We start from the raw sequence: 18,743 nt of genomic DNA, 5'->3' as shown, positions 1-18,743 counted from the left end.
GTTGATGGTTCAATGCCTGTTGTGGCTAGTTGGTTTACACGCACAGCAACAGGGCTGGGATAAGCATTTTCAGGCCAATACCATTGGGCATCGAACGGTACTCTCAACGATTCGCTTGGGATTGGAGGTACTCAGGCGGCCTGATTATCAAATCACGGAGAAAGAATTGCTGGCGGCCTGGGTATTATTCGCCAATCAGTTGCTCAAATATGGCTATGCTATGGCTGATTTATGAGGGGATCCTTCAGAGCAAAGCCTAACTCTGTCATCTTAGTAGTATAAGCACGGTTATCAAGATAATATTGCTCTTGCAAATTAGCCACTTTCATTACCGCAGCAACACCTTCCGAGCGTCCACTCTTAGTGATATAGTCGATATAAGATGGATAAGCAATCGATGCCAAAATACCAATGATCACGACGGCGATCATCACCTCTATCAGGGTAAAACCTTTAAGTTGAACCTTCATAAATTAATAACTCATTCATTTATATGATAATAAATTTTATTAACACCTAACCCAGAAGCAACGTTGATTGTACCTGTATAATCCCCATTTTCATTTTTCTCACCTTTACCAACTCCAATAATATAGATATAGGGATCTTTACCGGATTCAGGTGCAGGAATAACAATCTGCGGTGTATCCGGTACACGTTCACCCAGTTCATAATATAATTGAGAAAAGGATCTCGTTCCTTTGTGCAAATCGAACGGATATAACTTGCCAGAACCAGACACCAAACACACGTTATCGGCAACCGAGTCAGCAGGGGGAGAATAAGAAGTGAAATAAACTTTGCCTTGGACAATCAAGGCAGCTGTTAAACTCTTTTCACCTAGACCACTAAAATCATAGAACCAGCCGAGTTTTTTACCGAAACTTATGTTGTCGGCTTCAGACGCAGGTGCAGTAGAAGTCACATCATAGAGATCATTGATTGTGATCGCCTCGGGAACATCACCGCCAGTAAAACTCTTAGTCACCACATTACGATCTTGCAATGTAAAAAACATATCATTGATATCAGTAGATGATGGGTGGGGTCGCGTTCCACTTCCAATCACCACAGCATCATAGGGAACATTTTGATAAGTTTTAGTCGTAGTAGTACCACTCTCTGTTGTCACCTTAACTTCGGATAAATTAGTAAACATCGTTTGTGCTACAACAGGTTCTGCATAAAAACGGCGATTATTACTATCAGTACCACCTAAAGAAGCAAATTTAAATGCACTCCAACTCGACTTACTTGCACTTGGAAGATCAATACGCCAGACATTTGCACCGACATCGGAGGCATAAATTCTATCTGTATACCCATCATTATTACTATCAAGTACGGCGACTGAGTTTGGAATGCTATCCTGAATACCCGAAAGTGCTGTTGCACCCGATGCAGAGCCACCAAATGAATGAATCAAAGTTCCCTTCTCTGCATCGACAATATAAACCGCACGACCTACCGGAGAAGATGAAGGAGTTGCATCAAAACTAACATCGTAGCCACCACCAAAAATGAGTACAGGCTTTTCATAACCAACGATTTTCGTCACTATAGGCTCAGACCATGTTTGTCCAAGATCAGAAAAACCATCCGTTGATGGATTAATAGTCCACATTAGAGAAGGGCTATCAGGGTTTGTCACATTGAGGGCATAATAAGACGAGCCACCTCGACGCATCCCCATATAGACCCATGCTTTAATCACTTTACCCTCAGCATCAGTTTCTGTGTAAGCAACTGGAGATGAATCCATTCCGTATACTGTGTGTACACCAGAAGGATCATTACTTCTCAGTTCTGTTAAATTAGGCAATAACTCATAAGGAATAAAGCCCCAAGTCTCTGATACAGATTCGCCCGCATCTTTAAACATATGCACAACACCTTGATTAGTGCCAAGCATGATACGAATATCAGTCGCGCTTTTTGTGCCGAAATTGAGTGCAAGTGGCTTAGAATGAAGAGGATCACCCATAACATCATTACGTTTATCTGTCGTACTACCATCTTTATTATCGTCGTCGACATCTATCCCATTAAGCCAATTTAACGTATTAGCAAGCTCATCTACGCTAGTTCTCATATAGCTAGCTAGCGCAGCATCATCGCCTGCTGCAGTTTGTGCATTAGCAAGTGTTAAAGGCGTTAAACTGGAGGACCCATTTAAGTTACTTACAATATTCCTAACTTCTTGCTTTCTGATTTGTGCCGCGACTCCGCCGACTTCAACTTTATTCCCATCCTTTTGCGCAACACAATCCGACCATATAGTACAGGCACCATCTTTAATATTGCCGTTATCTGCTATAGCTGCATTCCCTTTACTATCAACCAATGTTCCATCTGCGGTTACTTTTAATTTTTTTAAATTACCGCTCCAACGAGGTCCTTTGCCTGGGAGAAACATAGCGTAATAAGCGGCATCAAATGTCTGAGTCCTATCAAAATTATTACTAGCAATACTTGGAGATGTAAAACTTGAATCAATATTCAAAATATTTGATAACGCATCATTAAGTGCATTCTGTAGTTCAAGACTGTTTTGAGCAGCAAAATATAAACCACCACCTCTTTTAGCCGTCTCAGCAAGTAAAGGTGCGGCATCTTCTGCACCTTTACTAAAACCAATAGTATAAGTACGAACATTCTGCATTTGTTCAGTATTCGAACTGTCCAACTTGTTAATTAAGTCGTTATTAAACATATAACTAGCTAATGCGGGCAAATAGCTTGCTGTATCTAGATTTTTAGAAAATGAAGAGTAATCCCCTTCTTTACTTCCTGTGGCAGTTAAACTAATAACGTCATTATTCGCATTTTTATCAACTGTTGGAGAGCCATCAGTGACATAGATAACATAAGCAATATCCGTACATACTTTAAATGGACTTGCGTAGTTACCACTCTTCTCCACTAAGCTGTCATACGGTGGTTTATTTCCAACATAAGAGCCATAATCTGTATCACTATGACCATATTTAACGCCCTTACCGGCAAAATAACGGTAAGCTTCATACATAGTCTCACATAGTGGTGTATTTGTTTTTGCCAGCAAATTATCAATAGTAGTTAATAAACTCGCACGCGTACTATCCGTCATCTGAGTAATGCCAGATACAATTCGACCACCGTCTCGATTACCTTCATTTGGATAATTATAATTAAATACAGCAAGTCCAAAATCCACTGTTGGAGTTGAACTAATAATATTAGAAATCGCTTTCTTCGCAATTTCTAGTCTTGAAACTTTTACCGTTGGTAATTTTCCCGCTTTAGATAATCCGTACCATCTTAGGTAATTATCAGTGTACAAGGTAATAGGTTGTCCAACACCAAAGTCAGTATTATTGGCTGCGGCTAAAGCATTGCTCCAAGTTGTTCCTGGTAGTGAGGAAGTAAAATATGGATACGCTTTCTTTTTACTACCTGACCCCGTTGTTACCCCGTTAGCAGGAAATCCATTAGGATATGATGATGAATTACTCGGATTTATTTGAGAAATATCTTCCCAACAATCAATTACTTTTATTGCTGTACCGTTTGTTTCAGGTAGTTCTTTCCAAACACCAGTAGTACCACTTGATGTGAACTCTCTTATATACCCAGTAAAACGACCAAACTCTGCTAATGCAGCTTTGCTTTGACTACATCCATTTAAACTAGCTTTAAAATTACGCTTATCAGAGCTAGTATCAGGGGTGGGTAATCCTCCACCACCAACAGCATAATAAATAAGAGTATCACTATACCCAGAACCACTTACGGCTGGGTAGTCATAGTTAGGGTCATAATCTACAACCTGAGTAATTTCTTCAGTCGACATACTTCCTGAGTTATCAAATATAACGAGCACTTTAGGTCTTGCGCCCGTTCGAGTTGTTGATTCTTTTACATATAACTCAGTATCGTCACTAAAGGAGAAAGCCGACACAAAAGTCAGCGCAAGTAGTATAGAACAAGCCAGCTTTTTAATAATCATATCTAACTCCCAGTTAAAACTTCTTGCTCCACACCTGCGACAACAGTGAGTTGGCCCAGTTTATCTCTACCAAATTCTGCTGTACTACTAATCTCAACACGCCGACAGCTGATTAAATTACCACTATTTGGCCTTGTACTCCGCTGGCATCCAACATCTTTTGCACTAATGACAACATTACCTGCAGCATCAACTTCATAAGGAATTGGCGTTAACGTTTGGTTAGAACCAAATTCAACCACAGATGAAATCTCAGATAGTTTGGCTAAGCTAGCACCTTTATTGGCTTCGATTGCCGCCTCTAAGCCACCATCAGCAACAGACTTAGCCTCTATACGTTCTGATCCTGCTCCAGACATACGCATAGATTGGGTCGAATTAACAGCCAAAGCGACACCAATAATAGTCATAAGCAACAATATGATAAGTGCAAAAAATAATACAATTCCTTTTTGCTTTTTCATCTTACCAACCTTCTAATTTCTAATTAACACTGGATTTGCAAGCACCATAGTCGTCGAAACTATCTTGCGTCGATAATGATCATTCAAATTTTTAATTTCCTTATCGCCCAGAGTGTAAGTAGTTTCATTGGTGTAACTTTTATCTTCATCAATAGCGCGAACCAACAAGAAAACCCTTAAGGCAACAAGTCTTTGAAATAATTCGTTGTCCCACATTAATGTGGTTACATTTTCTGCTGGCATAAAACTATCGGCGGTATCGTCTCCATTACTATCAAAACCATAAAGAATACGCATATTCTCAATGCCTTCAACTAACTGCTCTTCGTTATTCATGCCATTATTCTTGGTTAATGTTTTTCGGCGTAGAACAGGTACAGAACCATCATTTTTAATAAAATAAATATGATGCTGATATTCCCAAAAACGAGCATTTTCGAGTACTGGATTGGGAGGATTACCGCCTTTAAACATCACAGCTTCACTCGAAGTTGCAGCCATATAAAAACGCTCGCCATTGGGATTAGTCACTGGTGGGCCAACTAATCTTTTAATTTGAATGACATCCGTATTCTGATTCACACCTGATAAGCAACTTAATGTATCCCCACTCTCGCCCTCTTCATATCCCCATAGACGCCTAAAGTGTGCAGGTTCAGCATTAGGTAAAGTACCGTTATTTACACCTGCACCAATACAATCATTTGCAACACCATCCCTCAAGGTCATATTGGTTCCAAGTACAAAATCAGTTCCCGTTATGTCCCCCATAAAACCTAACTGACTAATGTCTCTTTCCATGAGCGACAAAGCTATTCGTCCATTTTCTTGCAATTGGTTAAACTGGCTCGTTGTGATCACATTGGAAGAAGACATACTAAACATGCCAAAAAGCCCAAGAGTGAGAAATAAGCCAATGACCATAGAGACCATTAGCTCAACCAGCGACATCCCTTTCTCACAGTTTTTTAAATTATCCATACATAGTTAACCTAAATAATCATTGTCGAAAGAATAAAAAGCCGCCTACGCGTACCAATATCTTCTCCACATTCACTCCCAGAATAACTTGTACCCGCGCCCTCTCGGATCCCTCTCCACGCAATTGCGACCGTTACAGTTGAACCATCTACATTAATGCAAGCTGTTGGAGAGTCTAACCCACCAACATTCTGGCTATCCATAACTTCGGCAGCCCCCATAAAACTCTGTTCCCACTGGTAAAGATCCCAAGCTTCAGTCTCTTCAGGAGTACATATACTCACTGCGCCAACAGCAACGTCACAAACATTGCCTGGTTTATTAAGAGAGCCAGTATACTCACCAGCGTAATTACCCAGCTGCGCTCTATTCAGCTTCATTCGATTAATTATATCGTTTGCATAATAGGAGGCTTGAGTTTGCTGAAAGGATTCAAAGCTGCCACGCTTTGCAACAATATGCAGATTAAAAATACCAATTAAGCCAATGACTAAGATCACTAACGCAACAAGCACTTCAATTAATGAGAAGCCCCGTTGAAATTCCCTTTGTGTCAACCTTTCGATTTTAGCCATATTTTTGACAAGCTTTTCAGCTATTTACCTTTTAAAATCTTAGTATTACGATAAAAATTACCAACAGTTAATAATAGATGAGTAAAATGTAAGTAGCCAGTAACATTAGCACATAAGCATTGACATCATTATGCTTTGAATGAATTTAAGACAATAAAAAAGAGGCTTATAGCCTCTTTTTTATTGTCGATTAAACAGTACGCAGATTTAACGTAATTCGGCTGGCACAGCAAAAACAGTGTCTTCTTTACGCCCTTCAACTTCAGTCACAACACTAGGGGCAAGTTTAGCGATTGCTTGAACCACTTGTTGGACTAAGACCTCGGGGGCTGAAGCTCCAGCGGTGACGGCTACACGTGTAACATTATTAAACCAACTAGACTCAACATCATCTGCAGTATCCACAAGATAAGACTGGGTTCCTGTTTTCAATGCTAGCTCGCGTAAACGATTAGAGTTAGAGCTGTTCTTTGAGCCAACAACAATCAACAAATCAACGTCTGCAGATAAATTGCGTACCGCATCTTGACGATTCTGCGTTGCATAACAAATATCGTCTTTTCGCGGACCTTCAATAGAGGGAAACCTTTTTTGTAACGCAACAATAATGTCCAAAGTATCATCTACAGACAAAGTAGTTTGTGTCACGAAGCAAAGATTATTGGGATCACGCACTTCCAAAGCTTCAACATCTGCAGGCGATTCAATCAGATAAACGCCACCATTAGGATTATCGTATTGACCCATAGTACCCTCGACTTCAGGGTGCCCTTCATGGCCAATCAGGATGCACTCAATACCTTTGCGGCTGGCACGCGTCACCTGAAGATGTACTTTAGTCACTAAGGGACACGTCGCATCAAAGACTCTCAGTCCTCTCGCCTTTGCTTCTTGTCTCACCGCTTGAGATACACCATGGGCACTGAAGATAACAATATTGTTATCCGGCACTTGATCTAACTCTTCGACAAAAACCGCACCGCGATCCTTCAGATTCTGCACGACATAGCGGTTATGCACGACTTCATGGCGAACATAGATAGGCGGCGAAAATAATTCCAACGCCCGTTCAACAATACTGATAGCACGATCAACACCCGCACAAAAACCGCGCGGGTTAGCGAGCATAATATTTAAACTTGGGCTAGTAGGATCGAGTTTCATCTTAAAATACCTTTACTACGTCCAGTTCAAAAGTGATCTTGTGTCCTGCCAGAGGATGATTAAGATCGACTGTGATGGAATCACCCGCGACATCACGGACAATACCAGGGATCTCACTACCACCAGGGCCTGCAAAACTCACAATCACGCCAGCCTCTAAACTCATGTCAGCCGGAAAACGGCTTCGATCTAGATAGTGAATAGCATCAGGATTGGATTCGCCAAAGGCATCAATCGCTTCAAGCGTGAAACTGTGCTTATCACCTTCAGCAAGCGTCGCCAGCTGCGCCTCAAATGCAGGACTTAAAGTACCATCACCCACATTTAATCGAGCTGGTTTACCCGAGGCTTTAGTGCTATCGGCAGTTGAGCCATCAGCAAGCACAATGTTCATGTGGCATAATAATGAACGTGTCACAGTCACTTTTTAACCCCTTCAGCGCTATCAGCTTCAGACTTTCCGCTGACAAATGCATCCCAAATAATCAGCACTGCACCGACGCAAATGGCAGCGTCGGCAATATTGAATGCTGGATAATGGCTCTTATTCCAGAAGAAATCGATAAAATCAACCACGAAACCATGCATCAATCGATCGACTAAATTACCTAAAGCACCACCAATCACTAAGGTGTAAGCTAGATTCAGTTTCCACAAAGAAGACGATTGCTTACGCAACCACACAGTCAATAACGTACTGAATCCAATCGCAACAATCGTAAACAGCCAGCGCTGCCAACCTCCTGCTTCACTTAAAAAACTAAAAGCTGCACCATAGTTACGCACATAAGTGAAATTAAAGAAGGGCAATAATTTCACTGATTCATACAAATCAAAATTGGCTAAGACCCATTGCTTAGATAGCTGATCGGCTAAAAACACCAATACAGCTACCCAATACCAACGTAAGCCACTGTCTTTCCAAGTTAATGGCATACAGATCCTTTACGCAAACTGACGAACTTCGCCGTCACCTTCAATATTGGTTACGCAGCGAATACAAAGTGTTGGGTGAGCCTCAATAGTGCCAACCTCTTCTCTGTGGTGCCAACAACGCTCACACTTCTCGGCAGTGCTTGAAGCAACCACTAATTTCAGTGATGCCAACTCAGTCTCAACCGCTTCCAATGTCGCATCAGCTAAAGGCAATACTTTGGCTTCAGAGGTCAACAACACAAATCTTAGCTCATCGCTGATATGGGTTAATTGCTCAGTCAAGGTAGCATCCGCAAACAAGGTCACTTCAGCTTCTAATGAGCCACCGATACGTTTGTCGCGGCGAGCTTGTTCAATCACTTTGTTGACTTCATTACGCACGGTTAGCAACTGCTGCCAATAGTCATCGCTCAAATCAGTCGCTAAGGTGACTGATTTCAAGCCTTGATACCATTCTTGGGTAAAGACATAAGCATCACGCTCGCCAGGCAGTAATTGCCATACTTCATCAGCAGTGAAGCTTAGAATTGGCGCAATCCAACGCACCATGGCCTCAGAGATCAGATACAGCGCCGATTGACAACTACGGCGCGCATGGCCTTCTTGCTTAGCCGTATATTGGCGATCTTTAATGATGTCCAGATAGAAACTGCCTAACTCAACCGAGCAGAACTGCATCAGTTTTTGAGTCACTATATGGAAGTTATATTGATCATAGGCTTCGATGATTTCCTGTTGTAGCGCAGCGGCACGGCGAACAACCCAACGATCTAACGCCACCATATCTTCAACGGCCACTAAATCCTTAGCGGGCTCGAAACCGTTTAAGTTGGCTAATAAGAAACGCGCAGTGTTGCGAATACGACGATAGGCATCGGCACTGCGATTTAAGATTTCGTCTGAAACCGTCATCTCACCGCTGTAATCAGTTGCCGCAACCCATAAACGCAGAATATCGGCGCCTAATTTGTTGGTTACCGTTTGTGGTGCAATCACGTTACCAATAGATTTTGACATCTTACGGCCTTTACCATCGACGGTAAAACCGTGGGTAAGCACTTGCTTATACGGTGCTTTGCCATTCATTGCGGTTGAAATCATCAAAGATGACATAAACCAACCGCGATGTTGATCGCTACCTTCAAGATACAAGTCAACACCGTGTCCGTGGAATTCAGGACGCGCCGCTACCACTGACGAGAAGGTTGAACCTGAGTCATACCAAACGTCCAAAGTATCAGTGACTTTACGGTATTGTTCCGCTTCATCACCCAGCAATTCTGCGGCATCAAGGTCCCACCAAGCTTGAATACCCTGCTGTTCGATACGATTCGCCACGCGTTCCATTAACGACACGCTATCAGGGTGTAACTCTTCGGTTTCTCGGTTCACAAACAGCGTGATAGGCACACCCCAAGTACGTTGGCGTGAGATACACCAGTCAGGGCGGTTTTCAACCATTTTTTCGATACGACTTTGGCCCCAATCAGGGATCCATTGAGTCTGCTCGATTTCTTTCAATGCTTGCGTACGCAGGCCATGGTTATCCATAGAAATGAACCACTGCGGTGTCGCGCGGAATATAATTGGTGTTTTGTGGCGCCAGCAATGTGGGTAGCTGTGACGGTAAGCCACATGATTCAGTAAGGCGCTCTTTTCTCTCAGCAAAGCTACGACGTTATCGTTGGCTTTAAAGACATGTTGGCCAGCAAAAAACTCAGTGTCAGGCTTATACACGCCGTTGTCGCCAACAGGGTTTGCCACTTCTAAACCGTACTTTTGACCGACAACAAAGTCGTCTTGACCATGACCCGGTGCAGTATGAACGATACCGGTACCCGCATCAGTAGTGACGTGATCGCCTAAAATTGCAGGCACATCAAAATCCAAGAACGGGTGATTAAAGCGGACAAGCTCAAGCGCAGCGCCTTTGGTTGTACCAAGCACTGTATGGCTTTCGATGTTATAGCGAGTCAGGCAAGATTCAACCAAGACTTCAGCTAAAATAAGCGCTTGCGTCACACCGTCTTTTTCGAATTCGACTAAGCTGTAATCCAGTTCAGGACTCAAAGACAAGGCGCGGTTCGCTGGTAGCGTCCATGGCGTGGTCGTCCAAATTACCATAGAGACAGGATGTGAGTAATCGCTTACCCCAAACTTAACCGCAACAGCTTTGCTATCGGCAGCCACAAACGCCACATCGATAGCAGGTGATGTTTTGTCTTCGTATTCCACTTCAGCTTCAGCTAAGGCAGAACCGCAATCAGTACACCAATGCACTGGTTTGACGCCTTTATGCAAGTGACCACTCTCAATCACTTTCGATAAAGAACGAACGATATTAGCTTCCGTTGAAAAATCCATCGTTAAGTACGGATTTTGCCAATCACCCAGCACACCTAAACGGATAAAGTCTTCACGTTGACCGTTAACTTGCTCTGCAGCGTATTTACGGCATTCTTCACGGAATTCTGCCGCAGAGATTTTTTGACCTGGCTTACCCACTTTTTGCTCAACTTTCAGCTCAATAGGCAAACCATGACAATCCCAACCTGGTACATAAGGTGCGTCAAAACCAGACATGGTTTTTGACTTAACAATAATGTCCTTGAGGATTTTATTAACTGAGTGACCAATATGAATACTGCCATTCGCATACGGTGGGCCGTCATGCAAAATGAAGGGAGTACGGCCAATTCGGCTATCACGGATCTGTTGATACAAACCGTCTTTTGTCCAGCGCTCTAACATCTCTGGCTCGCGATTTGCCAAATTACCACGCATCGGAAACTCTGTTTCCGGCAAATTCAAAGTAAATTTATAGTCGCTCATTGATCCTATACCGTTAATTAAACTGATAAATTTTAGCCTGCATCATTACCAAATAAAGCTCTGGCTTCATTTGCATCATTTAAAATCTGTTTTTTTAGCGCATCCAATGAGTCAAAAGGTTGCTCATCTCGGAGTTTAGCCACCAACTCGACTTCAACATGTTTGCCGTAAATGTCACCTTCAAAATCAAAAAGATGCACCTCAAGCTGACACACTTGACCGTTCACTGTCGGGCGAAACCCAATATTGGCTACGCCCTCATAAATATCGCTGTTATCCCAATAACATTTAACCGCAAACACACCGCGTACCGGCACAACATTGCGCTTTAAGGCGATATTCGCGGTGGGAAAACCAATTGTGCGGCCAATTTTTTGCCCATGCGCTACACGACCACTCAAGGTAAAAGGGTGTCCTAATAGGCGTCTCGCCTGTTCAAGATTGCCCTTCGCCAATTGTTCACGCACAGCAGTCGAGCTCACTCTTTGCGAGCCCAGCATAAAACTTTGAGTGCTGACCACAGTAAAGCCATATTGGATACCCGCCTGCACTAGCATCTCAAAATTGCCTTTACGGCCTTGGCCAAAACAAAAATCATCACCGACGACGAGGTATTTGACACCCAGTTTGCGGACCAACAATTCTTCAATAAAATGCTCAGCAGGTTGATTAGCAAAAGTGCGATTAAAGTTAACACACACTAACCGCTCAACCCCGAGTTCATCGAGTAAAATGACTTTATCACGTAATAAACTTAAACGAGCCGGCGCGTTGTCACCGCTAAACAATTCTTGCGGCTGAGGTTCAAACGTCATTAATGTCGATGGCAGCGATAACTGCTTCGCCTTCTGCACTAAGTTCGCAATCACCTGCGCATGACCACGATGGACGCCGTCAAAATTACCTATAGTCAATACACACCCGTGGTGGGATGACAAAATGTTATGTATACCGCGGATTAATTCCATAACGTTAGACAACTGCCAAGCGCAAATCGGCTGATTATATAACAGCTAGCGATGAGAATCAGCAATCAAGCTCCCCGTTTAATTGACCAAGGACGAATTCCGAGCAAAAGCAGACACAATAAGTAACTGACTGCCCCAACTAAAATTAAGCCTATCAAGGCTTTCGCACGATCGAACAAATGCCAATCTAACCAAATTTGTTGTGAAGGCAAAAAGTAATACAAGACTACCACCATCAAGGCTGTAGAGACCACGGCTTTAGCAAAAAACACCATAGTCGGCCTAGAAACACGATAAACGCCAGCTAAATGCAAGCCTCGGTATAGTAATGTGGCGTTAAGCAATGCTGACATCGAAGTCGCAATCGCCAGTCCAACATACCCAAAAGGAATAGCAAACAGCAAGTTAAAGCCCATGTTTGTGATCATGGCAATAATGCCATAACGCACAGGTGTTTTAGTATCTTGACGAGAGTAATAGCCAGGAGCAAGCACCTTTATCAGCATAAAGCTAAGCAAACCACTGCCATAAGCCATCAAACTATAGGAAGCCATTTCAACATCATGCAATGAAAAAGCGCCGCGCATAAATAATACCATCAGCATGGGCTTTGCGAGCACGATCAACCCCATCATAGCCGGTAGACCTAGCAGTAGAATCGCTTTAATCCCCCAATCCATCGTCTTGCCAAAGCCCGCACCTTCGTCATTCACATGGTTTCGTGACAGCGCAGGTAAAATTACAGTAGCAATCGCGATCCCAAACAATCCTAAGGGAAATTCGAGTAAACGGTCAGCATAATAGAGCCAACTTATTGAACCCGTCATCAAAAAACTGGCGATAAATGTATCAAATAGCAGGTTAATCTGTGAGACAGACACGCCAAACAATGCTGGGATCATCAAAGTTCTGATTTTCACCACGCCCGGGTGATGCCAGCCCCAAGAAGGCTTGACGAGCGCATTTTCACGCAATAAAAAGGGAATTTGAAATAGGAACTGAATCAAACCACCACAAAAAACGCCCCAAGCCAAGGTAATCTCAGGCTGGGTCGATGTAGGCGCATAGAAAATAGCCGCCGCAATAATTGCCACATTGAGAAATACGGGTGTAAAAGCCGATACCGCAAAACGGCCTCGGGTATTTAAAATTGAGCCCGCTAATGCCGTAAATGTGATAAACCACAGATAAGGAAAAGTAATTTTAAGCACAACGGTAGCGAGTTCAAATTTAGCACCATCTGGCTCGTTGTTAAGCCAAGCGATGAACCAACCACCACCGAATAAAGCTGACAACACAGGTGAGGCAACCACCCCCAAAAGGGTCACTATTGTCACTAGTAAACCTAATGTGCCCGCAACTTTACTCAATAAATCACGAGTATCTTCTGCAGTATGTTTCTCTTGGTACTCAGTTAAAACAGGTACAAACGCCTGTGCAAAAGCCCCTTCAGCAAACAAACGGCGTAAAAAATTAGGAATTTTATTTGCAAAGAAAAACACATCAGCACTTGTCCCTGCGCCCATCAAATTAGCAACAACCACATCCCTAACTAGACCTAAAACTCGGGATATCAATGTCATAGCACTAACAATCAGGCCAGATTTTAATAATTTTCTACTCAAACGTCCCCCAGACCCATATCGAATTGATTAGGTGATACATCTCAAAAAATCGATTCAGGCTCTGTCACACTGCGGTAATAGCTGCTAGAATTGCGCCACATATTACACGAGTTGGGTCGAAGATAGCCAAGGCAGGTTGGATTAATTTATCTTTATGATGAATATTCAATCATAGTCATTGACAAAGTGACTAAATGCAGGCATATTCCTCGGCCTTTAAAAGTATCAAATCCAGTTTTTAGGAGTTGCACCTTGGCTAATAGCAAGTCTGCAAAGAAGCGCGCGCTTCAATCTGAAAAGCGTCGTCAGCATAACGCCAGCCGTCGCTCAATGTTACGTACATACGTTAAAAAAGTAATCGCTGCAATTAAAGCAGGCGATCACAAAACAGCAACAGAAGCTTTTGCTGTTGCACAACCAATCGTTGACCGTATGGCGACTAAAGGTCTTATTCACAAGAATAAAGCCGCTCGTCAAAAGGCACGTTTGAACGCTAAGATCAAAGCAATCGCTGCTTAATCTATAAAATAGCAAATGAAAAAAACCGGCAATTGCCGGTTTTTTTATATCTGAAAAACACTATTAATGACAATAAATGTTGTTCAATAAGTGAATCATCTCCCGTACTTCATCACTCTTGAGTGAATAAAATACCGTTTGCGCTTCTTTGCGTGTGGTTACTAAATTATCTTTGCGTAACCAAGCAAGGTGTTGTGATAGTGCCGATTGACTTAAGCCTAATTTTTTATTCATTTCGCCAACGCACATTTCTCCTTCATTCAATAAATAACAAAGAATAAATAAACGGCGTTCGTTCGCGAGTGCCTTTAATAGCACTACGGCATGATCGGCTCGCTCCTGCATTAATTCAATATTCATTACGCACTTTCTCTCCTAAAACTAACCCCTGCGCTAATATAGCGTCGCCTTACGGATATAGTCGGGACATAAAGCACACTTTTTGCTAGATTGTTTTTAAAAATGGGACATGCTTAATAAAAATAAAGGAAATCTAATGAAGCCCTATCAAACTACACTTCTCTCGAGTCTTTTAATCGGGAGTTTAAGTGCGTGCCAAACTCAAGTAGAAACTGCTCCTAGTGAAGTCATTCAATTACAACAGGCAGCATTATCTTCGCAATTAAGCTATGACTTAGTCGAATCACTCACGGTTGAAGTGGGTCCAAGACTTGCAGGTAGTCCAAAGGATATCCTCGCCGTTAACTGGGCGATAAATAAACTGACCAGCCTTGGTTTTGACCGTGTTTATAAAGAAGCCGTACAAGTGCCAATTTGGGAGCGCGGTGAAGCCAAAGCCAAAATCACCGTCCCTGTAGAACAGCCGTTGGTCATTACTGCGCTTGGTGGCAGTATTGCGACTCCTGCTGGAGGTATACAAGCTAAAATCGCGCGCTTTGATAGCCTAGAGGCATTACAACAAGCCAAGCCTGAAGAGGTGCAAGGTAAGATTGTTTTTATTGACCAAAAAACAGAACGCCACATCACAGGTGAAGGTTATGGTAAAAGCGTTGGTGGCCGCTCGAAAGGGGCAGTCGCTGCAGCGCAAAAAGGGGCTGTTGCTATCGTGATCCGCTCTATTGGCACAGATCATGACCGCATGGCCCATACTGGCATCATGCGCTACCAAGATGGCGTGCCTAAAATCCCCGCGGCTGCCATGTCAAATCCCGATGCTGATTTGGTTGGTGCATTGCTAAAACGCGATCCTAATGCCCTGCTCGAATTGCATATGTCGCCAAAAAACTTAGGTTTTAATACTTCTTACAATGTCATTGCCGAAGTAACGGGCAGTAGTAAGCCCAATGAAATAGTGCTCATTGGTGCTCATTTAGATTCCTGGGATGAAGGTACTGGCGCGATTGATGATGGCGCTGGTGTCGCCATTGTGACGGCTGCAGCCAAGCATATTCAAGATCTCGTGATAAAACCCGCTCGCACAGTTAGAGTCGTGCTATATGCCGCTGAAGAAGTTGGGCTCGTTGGCGGTAAAGCGTATGCAGAGGCTCATAAAGCGGAATTACCGCTGCACTACATAGCTGCAGAGTCTGATTTTGGGGCCGGTAGAATTTATCAAATCGACACTAAAGTGAATGAGAACATATTCACAGAAGTGCAGCAGGCGCTCAGCCCTATGTCATTCAATGGCGTTGCACTGGGCAATAACCAAGCTTCTGGCGGGCCAGACGTATCTATGCTCCCCGCCTTAGGTGTTCCAGTTGCATCTTTGAGGCAAGATGGCCACGATTATTTCGATTACCATCACACACCGAATGATACCTTAGATAAAATCGACCCTGCCGCATTGGCTCAAAACGTCGCCGCCTACGCACAATTTGCTTATATCATGGCAAATTCAACGGTGACATTAACGCCTTTAGTCACTCAATCTGAAAAATAGGCCATCAATGATATAGAGAACAGCATTAGCTGTTCTCTATCAATTAACATCTTATCGATATTTCACTATTGCTCTTCACGTAAAAATGTTGGATTTATTGTGGAACTCTGCTCTTCACTATAATAATAACCAGCAACATTAAATGCTTTTAATTCATCTAAAGTGTTAATTTGATGCGTAATGAGATATCTCGCCATCATGCCTCTAGCACGCTTAGCAAAAAAACTGATCACTTTATATTGACCATTTTTACAATCTTTAAATATGGGTGAAATTAATTGCCCTTGAAGTTTTTTAGGCTTTATTGCTTTGAAATATTCATTAGATGCAAGATTGACAATAATATCACTACTCGTTTCAGCAAGCGTTTCATTTACCGCTTGAGTTAACGTCTCTCCCCAAAACTCATATAGGTTTTTACCTTTAGGATTAGAAAGTGCCGTGCCCATTTCTAAACGATAAGGCATAATTAAATCCAGCGGTCTGAGCAAACCGTAAAGTCCAGATAAAATACGTAGTTGTGACTGAGTTCGAGCAATTTCATCTTCAGACAATGTATCAGCATCAAAGCCAGTATACACATCGCCTCTAAAAGCAAAAATGGCCTGTTTTGCATTATCTAAACTAAAATCTGGCCGCCACTCCCCAAAACGTGCTGCATTTAAACCCGCAATTTTATCGCTCACCTTCATTAAAGTGGCGATGTCTGTAGGGGTCAATTGCCGACACACTTGGATCAACTCCTGACTATAAGTTAAAAAATCAGGTTGTGAATACACCTGCGTCAGTGGCGGCTGTTCAAAATCTAAGGTCTTCGCCGGCGAAACCAATATCAACATCAAAAACTCCCAACAGAAACAAAAACACATGCCTATGATACTGAACGAGCATAAAAAAACCACGCTTTAACAGCGTGGTCTTTTCGATTACAACAATCAGTAATGCCTATTGTCGATACGCTAGGCTAACTAAAGCTTTTTAGCCGGCACAAGACTGGTATCTTGCCAAATATCATCATCAAGCTGATCCATCAACTCAGGAAATTTACTACGATCAAATTCTGGAGTCTTACCCGCGTTGATCTGTTCGCGATAATCATTGATAACGCGAATTGCCAGACCCGATAATAGTAATAGAGCAACAATGTTTACCGTCGCCATCAACCCCATCGAAACGTCAGCCAAGTTCCACACTAAACTTATCTTAGCGACGGCACCAAACATGACCATGCCAAGCACGCACAAACGGAATAAAGGCAGTGCTTTGGTACTATTTCCCATTAAGTACATCACATTTGTTTCAGCGTATGAGTAATTGGCTATGATGGATGTAAAGCAGAATAAGAAAATAGCCACCGCAATAAATGCGCCACCCCAGTCGCCAACATGTGCAGACATGGCATTAATGGTTAATCGAATCCCATCATCACTCGATCCAATATCCCCTGATAGCAGGATTATCGCAGCCGTTGCAGTACAGATAACGATAGTATCCGCAAACACACCCATCATCTGCACAAAACCTTGGGATGCTGGATGATTAGGGTTAGGCGATGCACTTGCCGCGACATTCGCCGCACTGCCCATACCCGCTTCGTTCGAGAAAAGTCCGCGAGCAATACCCGCTTGCATTGCCTGCGCGACAGTATAAGCCACGCCGCCAGCGGCAGCCTCTTGCCAACCAAAAGCATTTTTCACAATTAAGCTAATAATCGCAGGTAATTGTTCTAAGTTGAAAATAACGATAATGAAGGCTACAAGAATGTAGGCTAAGGCCATAATGGGGACAAGAAATTCAGATACTCGCGCGACTTTACGTAGACCACCGACAATCACAAATCCACTGGCAATCACTAGCCCAATCCCTACATAGGTTGGATTAAAACCAAATACTCGCTCCATTGCACCGGTAATAGTGTTAGCTTGTACTGCATTGAATACTAAACCAAAAGCAATGATCAAAAAGACAGCAAATAAAATGCCCATCCATTTCTGACCCAATCCTTTTTCCATGTAGTAGGAAGGACCACCGCGGAACTGGCCATTATGATCTCGGACTTTATAAACCTGCGCTAAGGTTGATTCAACCATAGCGGTCGCCATACCTAAAATAGCGATAAGCCACATCCAAAATACTGCACCTGGACCCGCTGCACCAATAGCAACAGCAACACCGGCCATATTACCAGCACCGACACGGGCTGCCATACTCGTACAAAAGACTTGAAATGAAGAAAGACCGCTATCGCAACCTTGCCGACTCATGGTCATAACTTTGATGGAATGTTTAAAGTGGGTTAACTGAATAAAGGCAAGTCTAATGGTGAAATAGAGACCAGCTCCTACTAGTCCATATACTAACAACTTACCCCAAAGTAGCGCATTCAAAAAATTAACTATGGTTTCTAACATATTATTTTACTTCTTCCCGTAGCAAATGCTCCTCTAATTGCAATTAAAGGTACAACATCTGTGGTGAATGAATCCTTCCAAGTTAAAGGTAAGAATTTCGGTAGATTTATTTTTTCAAATTATCCTTCCGTGAATTTACAACATCACGGCTACCGAATTCAACGCAGCAAAATAGCACAGTATTCGAAATTGCTCATGTGATCAAGCTCGCGTTTGCACAGTTAAACGTCATTGACATCACGTCTTACAACACTAGCTAAGCTACTGTTAAAGCTAGATTAACAAAAGATCTAAGTTGAGCTATTATTTTTAACAGCAAAAACAACTTTTAAAATTTGGATGTAGGGCACATTTTTGTAATAAAACTACAAATATAGTAA

The 18,743-nt window shown here is 42.7% G+C and carries 15 protein-coding genes and 2 pseudogenes; 3 read left to right on the top strand and 14 right to left on the bottom strand.

Going from position 1 to position 18,743, the window contains the following annotated elements; translation table 11 throughout:
* A pseudogene (locus tag L5M37_RS21805) lies at nucleotides 1–235 on the top strand (IS4 family transposase); the annotation flags it as partial.
* Nucleotides 236–254: 19 nt separating this feature from the next.
* Here the strand turns inward: L5M37_RS21805 and L5M37_RS21800 are convergent.
* The 11 genes and pseudogenes from L5M37_RS21800 to murJ form a co-directional block, all read right to left on the bottom strand.
* A pseudogene (locus L5M37_RS21800) lies at nucleotides 255–470 on the bottom strand (type IV pilin protein); the annotation flags it as partial.
* An 11-nt stretch (nucleotides 471–481) separates the two neighbouring features.
* The gene (locus L5M37_RS21795) at nucleotides 482–3,988 is read right to left on the bottom strand and encodes a pilus assembly protein (protein WP_263201827.1); all 3,507 of its coding nucleotides are present in this window, start codon (nucleotides 3,986–3,988) and stop codon (nucleotides 482–484) included.
* A gap of 2 nt (nucleotides 3,989–3,990) precedes the next feature.
* Nucleotides 3,991–4,452, bottom strand: coding sequence for a PilX N-terminal domain-containing pilus assembly protein (locus L5M37_RS21790; protein ID WP_105249936.1), 462 nt, complete (start codon nucleotides 4,450–4,452; stop codon nucleotides 3,991–3,993).
* A 12-nt stretch (nucleotides 4,453–4,464) separates the two neighbouring features.
* Nucleotides 4,465–5,433 carry a PilW family protein gene (locus L5M37_RS21785; RefSeq protein ID WP_028760918.1) on the bottom strand — a complete coding sequence of 323 codons (969 nt, stop codon included), beginning with the start codon at nucleotides 5,431–5,433 and terminating at the stop codon, nucleotides 4,465–4,467.
* An 11-nt stretch (nucleotides 5,434–5,444) separates the two neighbouring features.
* Nucleotides 5,445–6,032, bottom strand: coding sequence for a type IV pilus modification protein PilV (gene pilV / locus L5M37_RS21780; protein ID WP_263201828.1), 588 nt, complete (start codon nucleotides 6,030–6,032; stop codon nucleotides 5,445–5,447).
* A gap of 183 nt (nucleotides 6,033–6,215) precedes the next feature.
* Complete coding sequence (ispH, locus tag L5M37_RS21775; RefSeq protein WP_263201826.1) at nucleotides 6,216–7,172, bottom strand: 4-hydroxy-3-methylbut-2-enyl diphosphate reductase; 957 nt, start codon at nucleotides 7,170–7,172, stop codon at nucleotides 6,216–6,218.
* A 1-nt stretch (nucleotide 7,173) separates the two neighbouring features.
* Entirely contained in the window at nucleotides 7,174–7,596 is a 423-nt protein-coding gene (fkpB, locus tag L5M37_RS21770; protein WP_263191548.1) for an FKBP-type peptidyl-prolyl cis-trans isomerase, read from the bottom strand.
* Nucleotides 7,593–8,108 (bottom strand): signal peptidase II, encoded by a 516-nt coding sequence (gene lspA, locus L5M37_RS21765; RefSeq protein WP_173246249.1) that lies wholly within the window; start codon nucleotides 8,106–8,108, stop codon nucleotides 7,593–7,595. Before lspA ends, fkpB begins: the two co-directional genes overlap by 4 nt.
* Nucleotides 8,109–8,117: 9 nt before the next feature.
* Nucleotides 8,118–10,940: an isoleucine--tRNA ligase gene (gene ileS, locus L5M37_RS21760; protein ID WP_263201825.1), complete on the bottom strand. Its 2,823-nt coding sequence runs from the start codon at nucleotides 10,938–10,940 to the stop codon at nucleotides 8,118–8,120.
* Between the two features lie 32 nt (nucleotides 10,941–10,972).
* Complete coding sequence (gene ribF / locus L5M37_RS21755; RefSeq protein ID WP_105249940.1) at nucleotides 10,973–11,908, bottom strand: bifunctional riboflavin kinase/FAD synthetase; 936 nt, start codon at nucleotides 11,906–11,908, stop codon at nucleotides 10,973–10,975.
* Between the two features lie 65 nt (nucleotides 11,909–11,973).
* Nucleotides 11,974–13,533, bottom strand: coding sequence for a murein biosynthesis integral membrane protein MurJ (murJ, locus tag L5M37_RS21750; protein ID WP_263201824.1), 1,560 nt, complete (start codon nucleotides 13,531–13,533; stop codon nucleotides 11,974–11,976).
* Between the two features lie 252 nt (nucleotides 13,534–13,785).
* On the opposite strand from murJ, the gene rpsT reads away from it, so the two are divergent.
* Nucleotides 13,786–14,052, top strand: coding sequence for a 30S ribosomal protein S20 (rpsT, locus tag L5M37_RS21745; RefSeq protein ID WP_011790375.1), 267 nt, complete (start codon nucleotides 13,786–13,788; stop codon nucleotides 14,050–14,052).
* Between the two features lie 63 nt (nucleotides 14,053–14,115).
* On the opposite strand, the gene L5M37_RS21740 is transcribed toward rpsT, so the two are convergent.
* Nucleotides 14,116–14,412 (bottom strand): ArsR/SmtB family transcription factor, encoded by a 297-nt coding sequence (locus L5M37_RS21740; RefSeq protein WP_006084975.1) that lies wholly within the window; start codon nucleotides 14,410–14,412, stop codon nucleotides 14,116–14,118.
* Nucleotides 14,413–14,548: 136 nt separating this feature from the next.
* On the opposite strand from L5M37_RS21740, the gene L5M37_RS21735 reads away from it, so the two are divergent.
* Nucleotides 14,549–15,952, top strand: a complete 1,404-nt coding sequence (locus L5M37_RS21735) for a M28 family metallopeptidase (RefSeq protein ID WP_263185995.1) — start codon at nucleotides 14,549–14,551, stop codon at nucleotides 15,950–15,952.
* Between the two features lie 65 nt (nucleotides 15,953–16,017).
* Here L5M37_RS21735 and yaaA read toward each other — a convergent pair whose 3' ends face one another.
* Complete coding sequence (gene yaaA, locus L5M37_RS21730; protein WP_263201823.1) at nucleotides 16,018–16,791, bottom strand: peroxide stress protein YaaA; 774 nt, start codon at nucleotides 16,789–16,791, stop codon at nucleotides 16,018–16,020.
* Between the two features lie 129 nt (nucleotides 16,792–16,920).
* On the bottom strand, nucleotides 16,921–18,363 hold the full coding sequence (locus L5M37_RS21725) for an alanine/glycine:cation symporter family protein (protein ID WP_263201822.1): 1,443 nt from the start codon (nucleotides 18,361–18,363) through the stop codon (nucleotides 16,921–16,923).
* Nucleotides 18,364–18,743 lie beyond the last annotated feature (380 nt).

This window comes from Shewanella sp. SM69, assembly GCF_025653985.1.
Taxonomy (GTDB): domain Bacteria; phylum Pseudomonadota; class Gammaproteobacteria; order Enterobacterales; family Shewanellaceae; genus Shewanella; species Shewanella oncorhynchi.
Note: the sequence above shows the minus strand (reverse complement) of the source record. Positions and strands in the feature narration are given on the sequence as shown.

Excerpts from the sequence above, each read along its gene's own strand:
- L5M37_RS21795 (WP_263201827.1), bottom strand. The coding sequence starts at position 3,988 with ATGATTATTAAAAAGCTGGCTTGTTCTATACTACTTGCGCTGACTTTT.
- lspA (WP_173246249.1), bottom strand. The coding sequence starts at position 8,108 with ATGCCATTAACTTGGAAAGACAGTGGCTTACGTTGGTATTGGGTAGCT.
- L5M37_RS21725 (WP_263201822.1), bottom strand. The coding sequence starts at position 18,363 with ATGTTAGAAACCATAGTTAATTTTTTGAATGCGCTACTTTGGGGTAAG.
- L5M37_RS21785 (WP_028760918.1), bottom strand. The coding sequence starts at position 5,433 with ATGGATAATTTAAAAAACTGTGAGAAAGGGATGTCGCTGGTTGAGCTA.
- ribF (WP_105249940.1), bottom strand. The coding sequence starts at position 11,908 with ATGGAATTAATCCGCGGTATACATAACATTTTGTCATCCCACCACGGG.
- ileS (WP_263201825.1), bottom strand. The coding sequence starts at position 10,940 with ATGAGCGACTATAAATTTACTTTGAATTTGCCGGAAACAGAGTTTCCG.
- L5M37_RS21740 (WP_006084975.1), bottom strand. The coding sequence starts at position 14,412 with ATGAATATTGAATTAATGCAGGAGCGAGCCGATCATGCCGTAGTGCTA.
- L5M37_RS21735 (WP_263185995.1), top strand. The coding sequence starts at position 14,549 with ATGAAGCCCTATCAAACTACACTTCTCTCGAGTCTTTTAATCGGGAGT.
- L5M37_RS21790 (WP_105249936.1), bottom strand. The coding sequence starts at position 4,452 with ATGAAAAAGCAAAAAGGAATTGTATTATTTTTTGCACTTATCATATTG.
- yaaA (WP_263201823.1), bottom strand. The coding sequence starts at position 16,791 with ATGTTGATATTGGTTTCGCCGGCGAAGACCTTAGATTTTGAACAGCCG.
- ispH (WP_263201826.1), bottom strand. The coding sequence starts at position 7,172 with ATGAAACTCGATCCTACTAGCCCAAGTTTAAATATTATGCTCGCTAAC.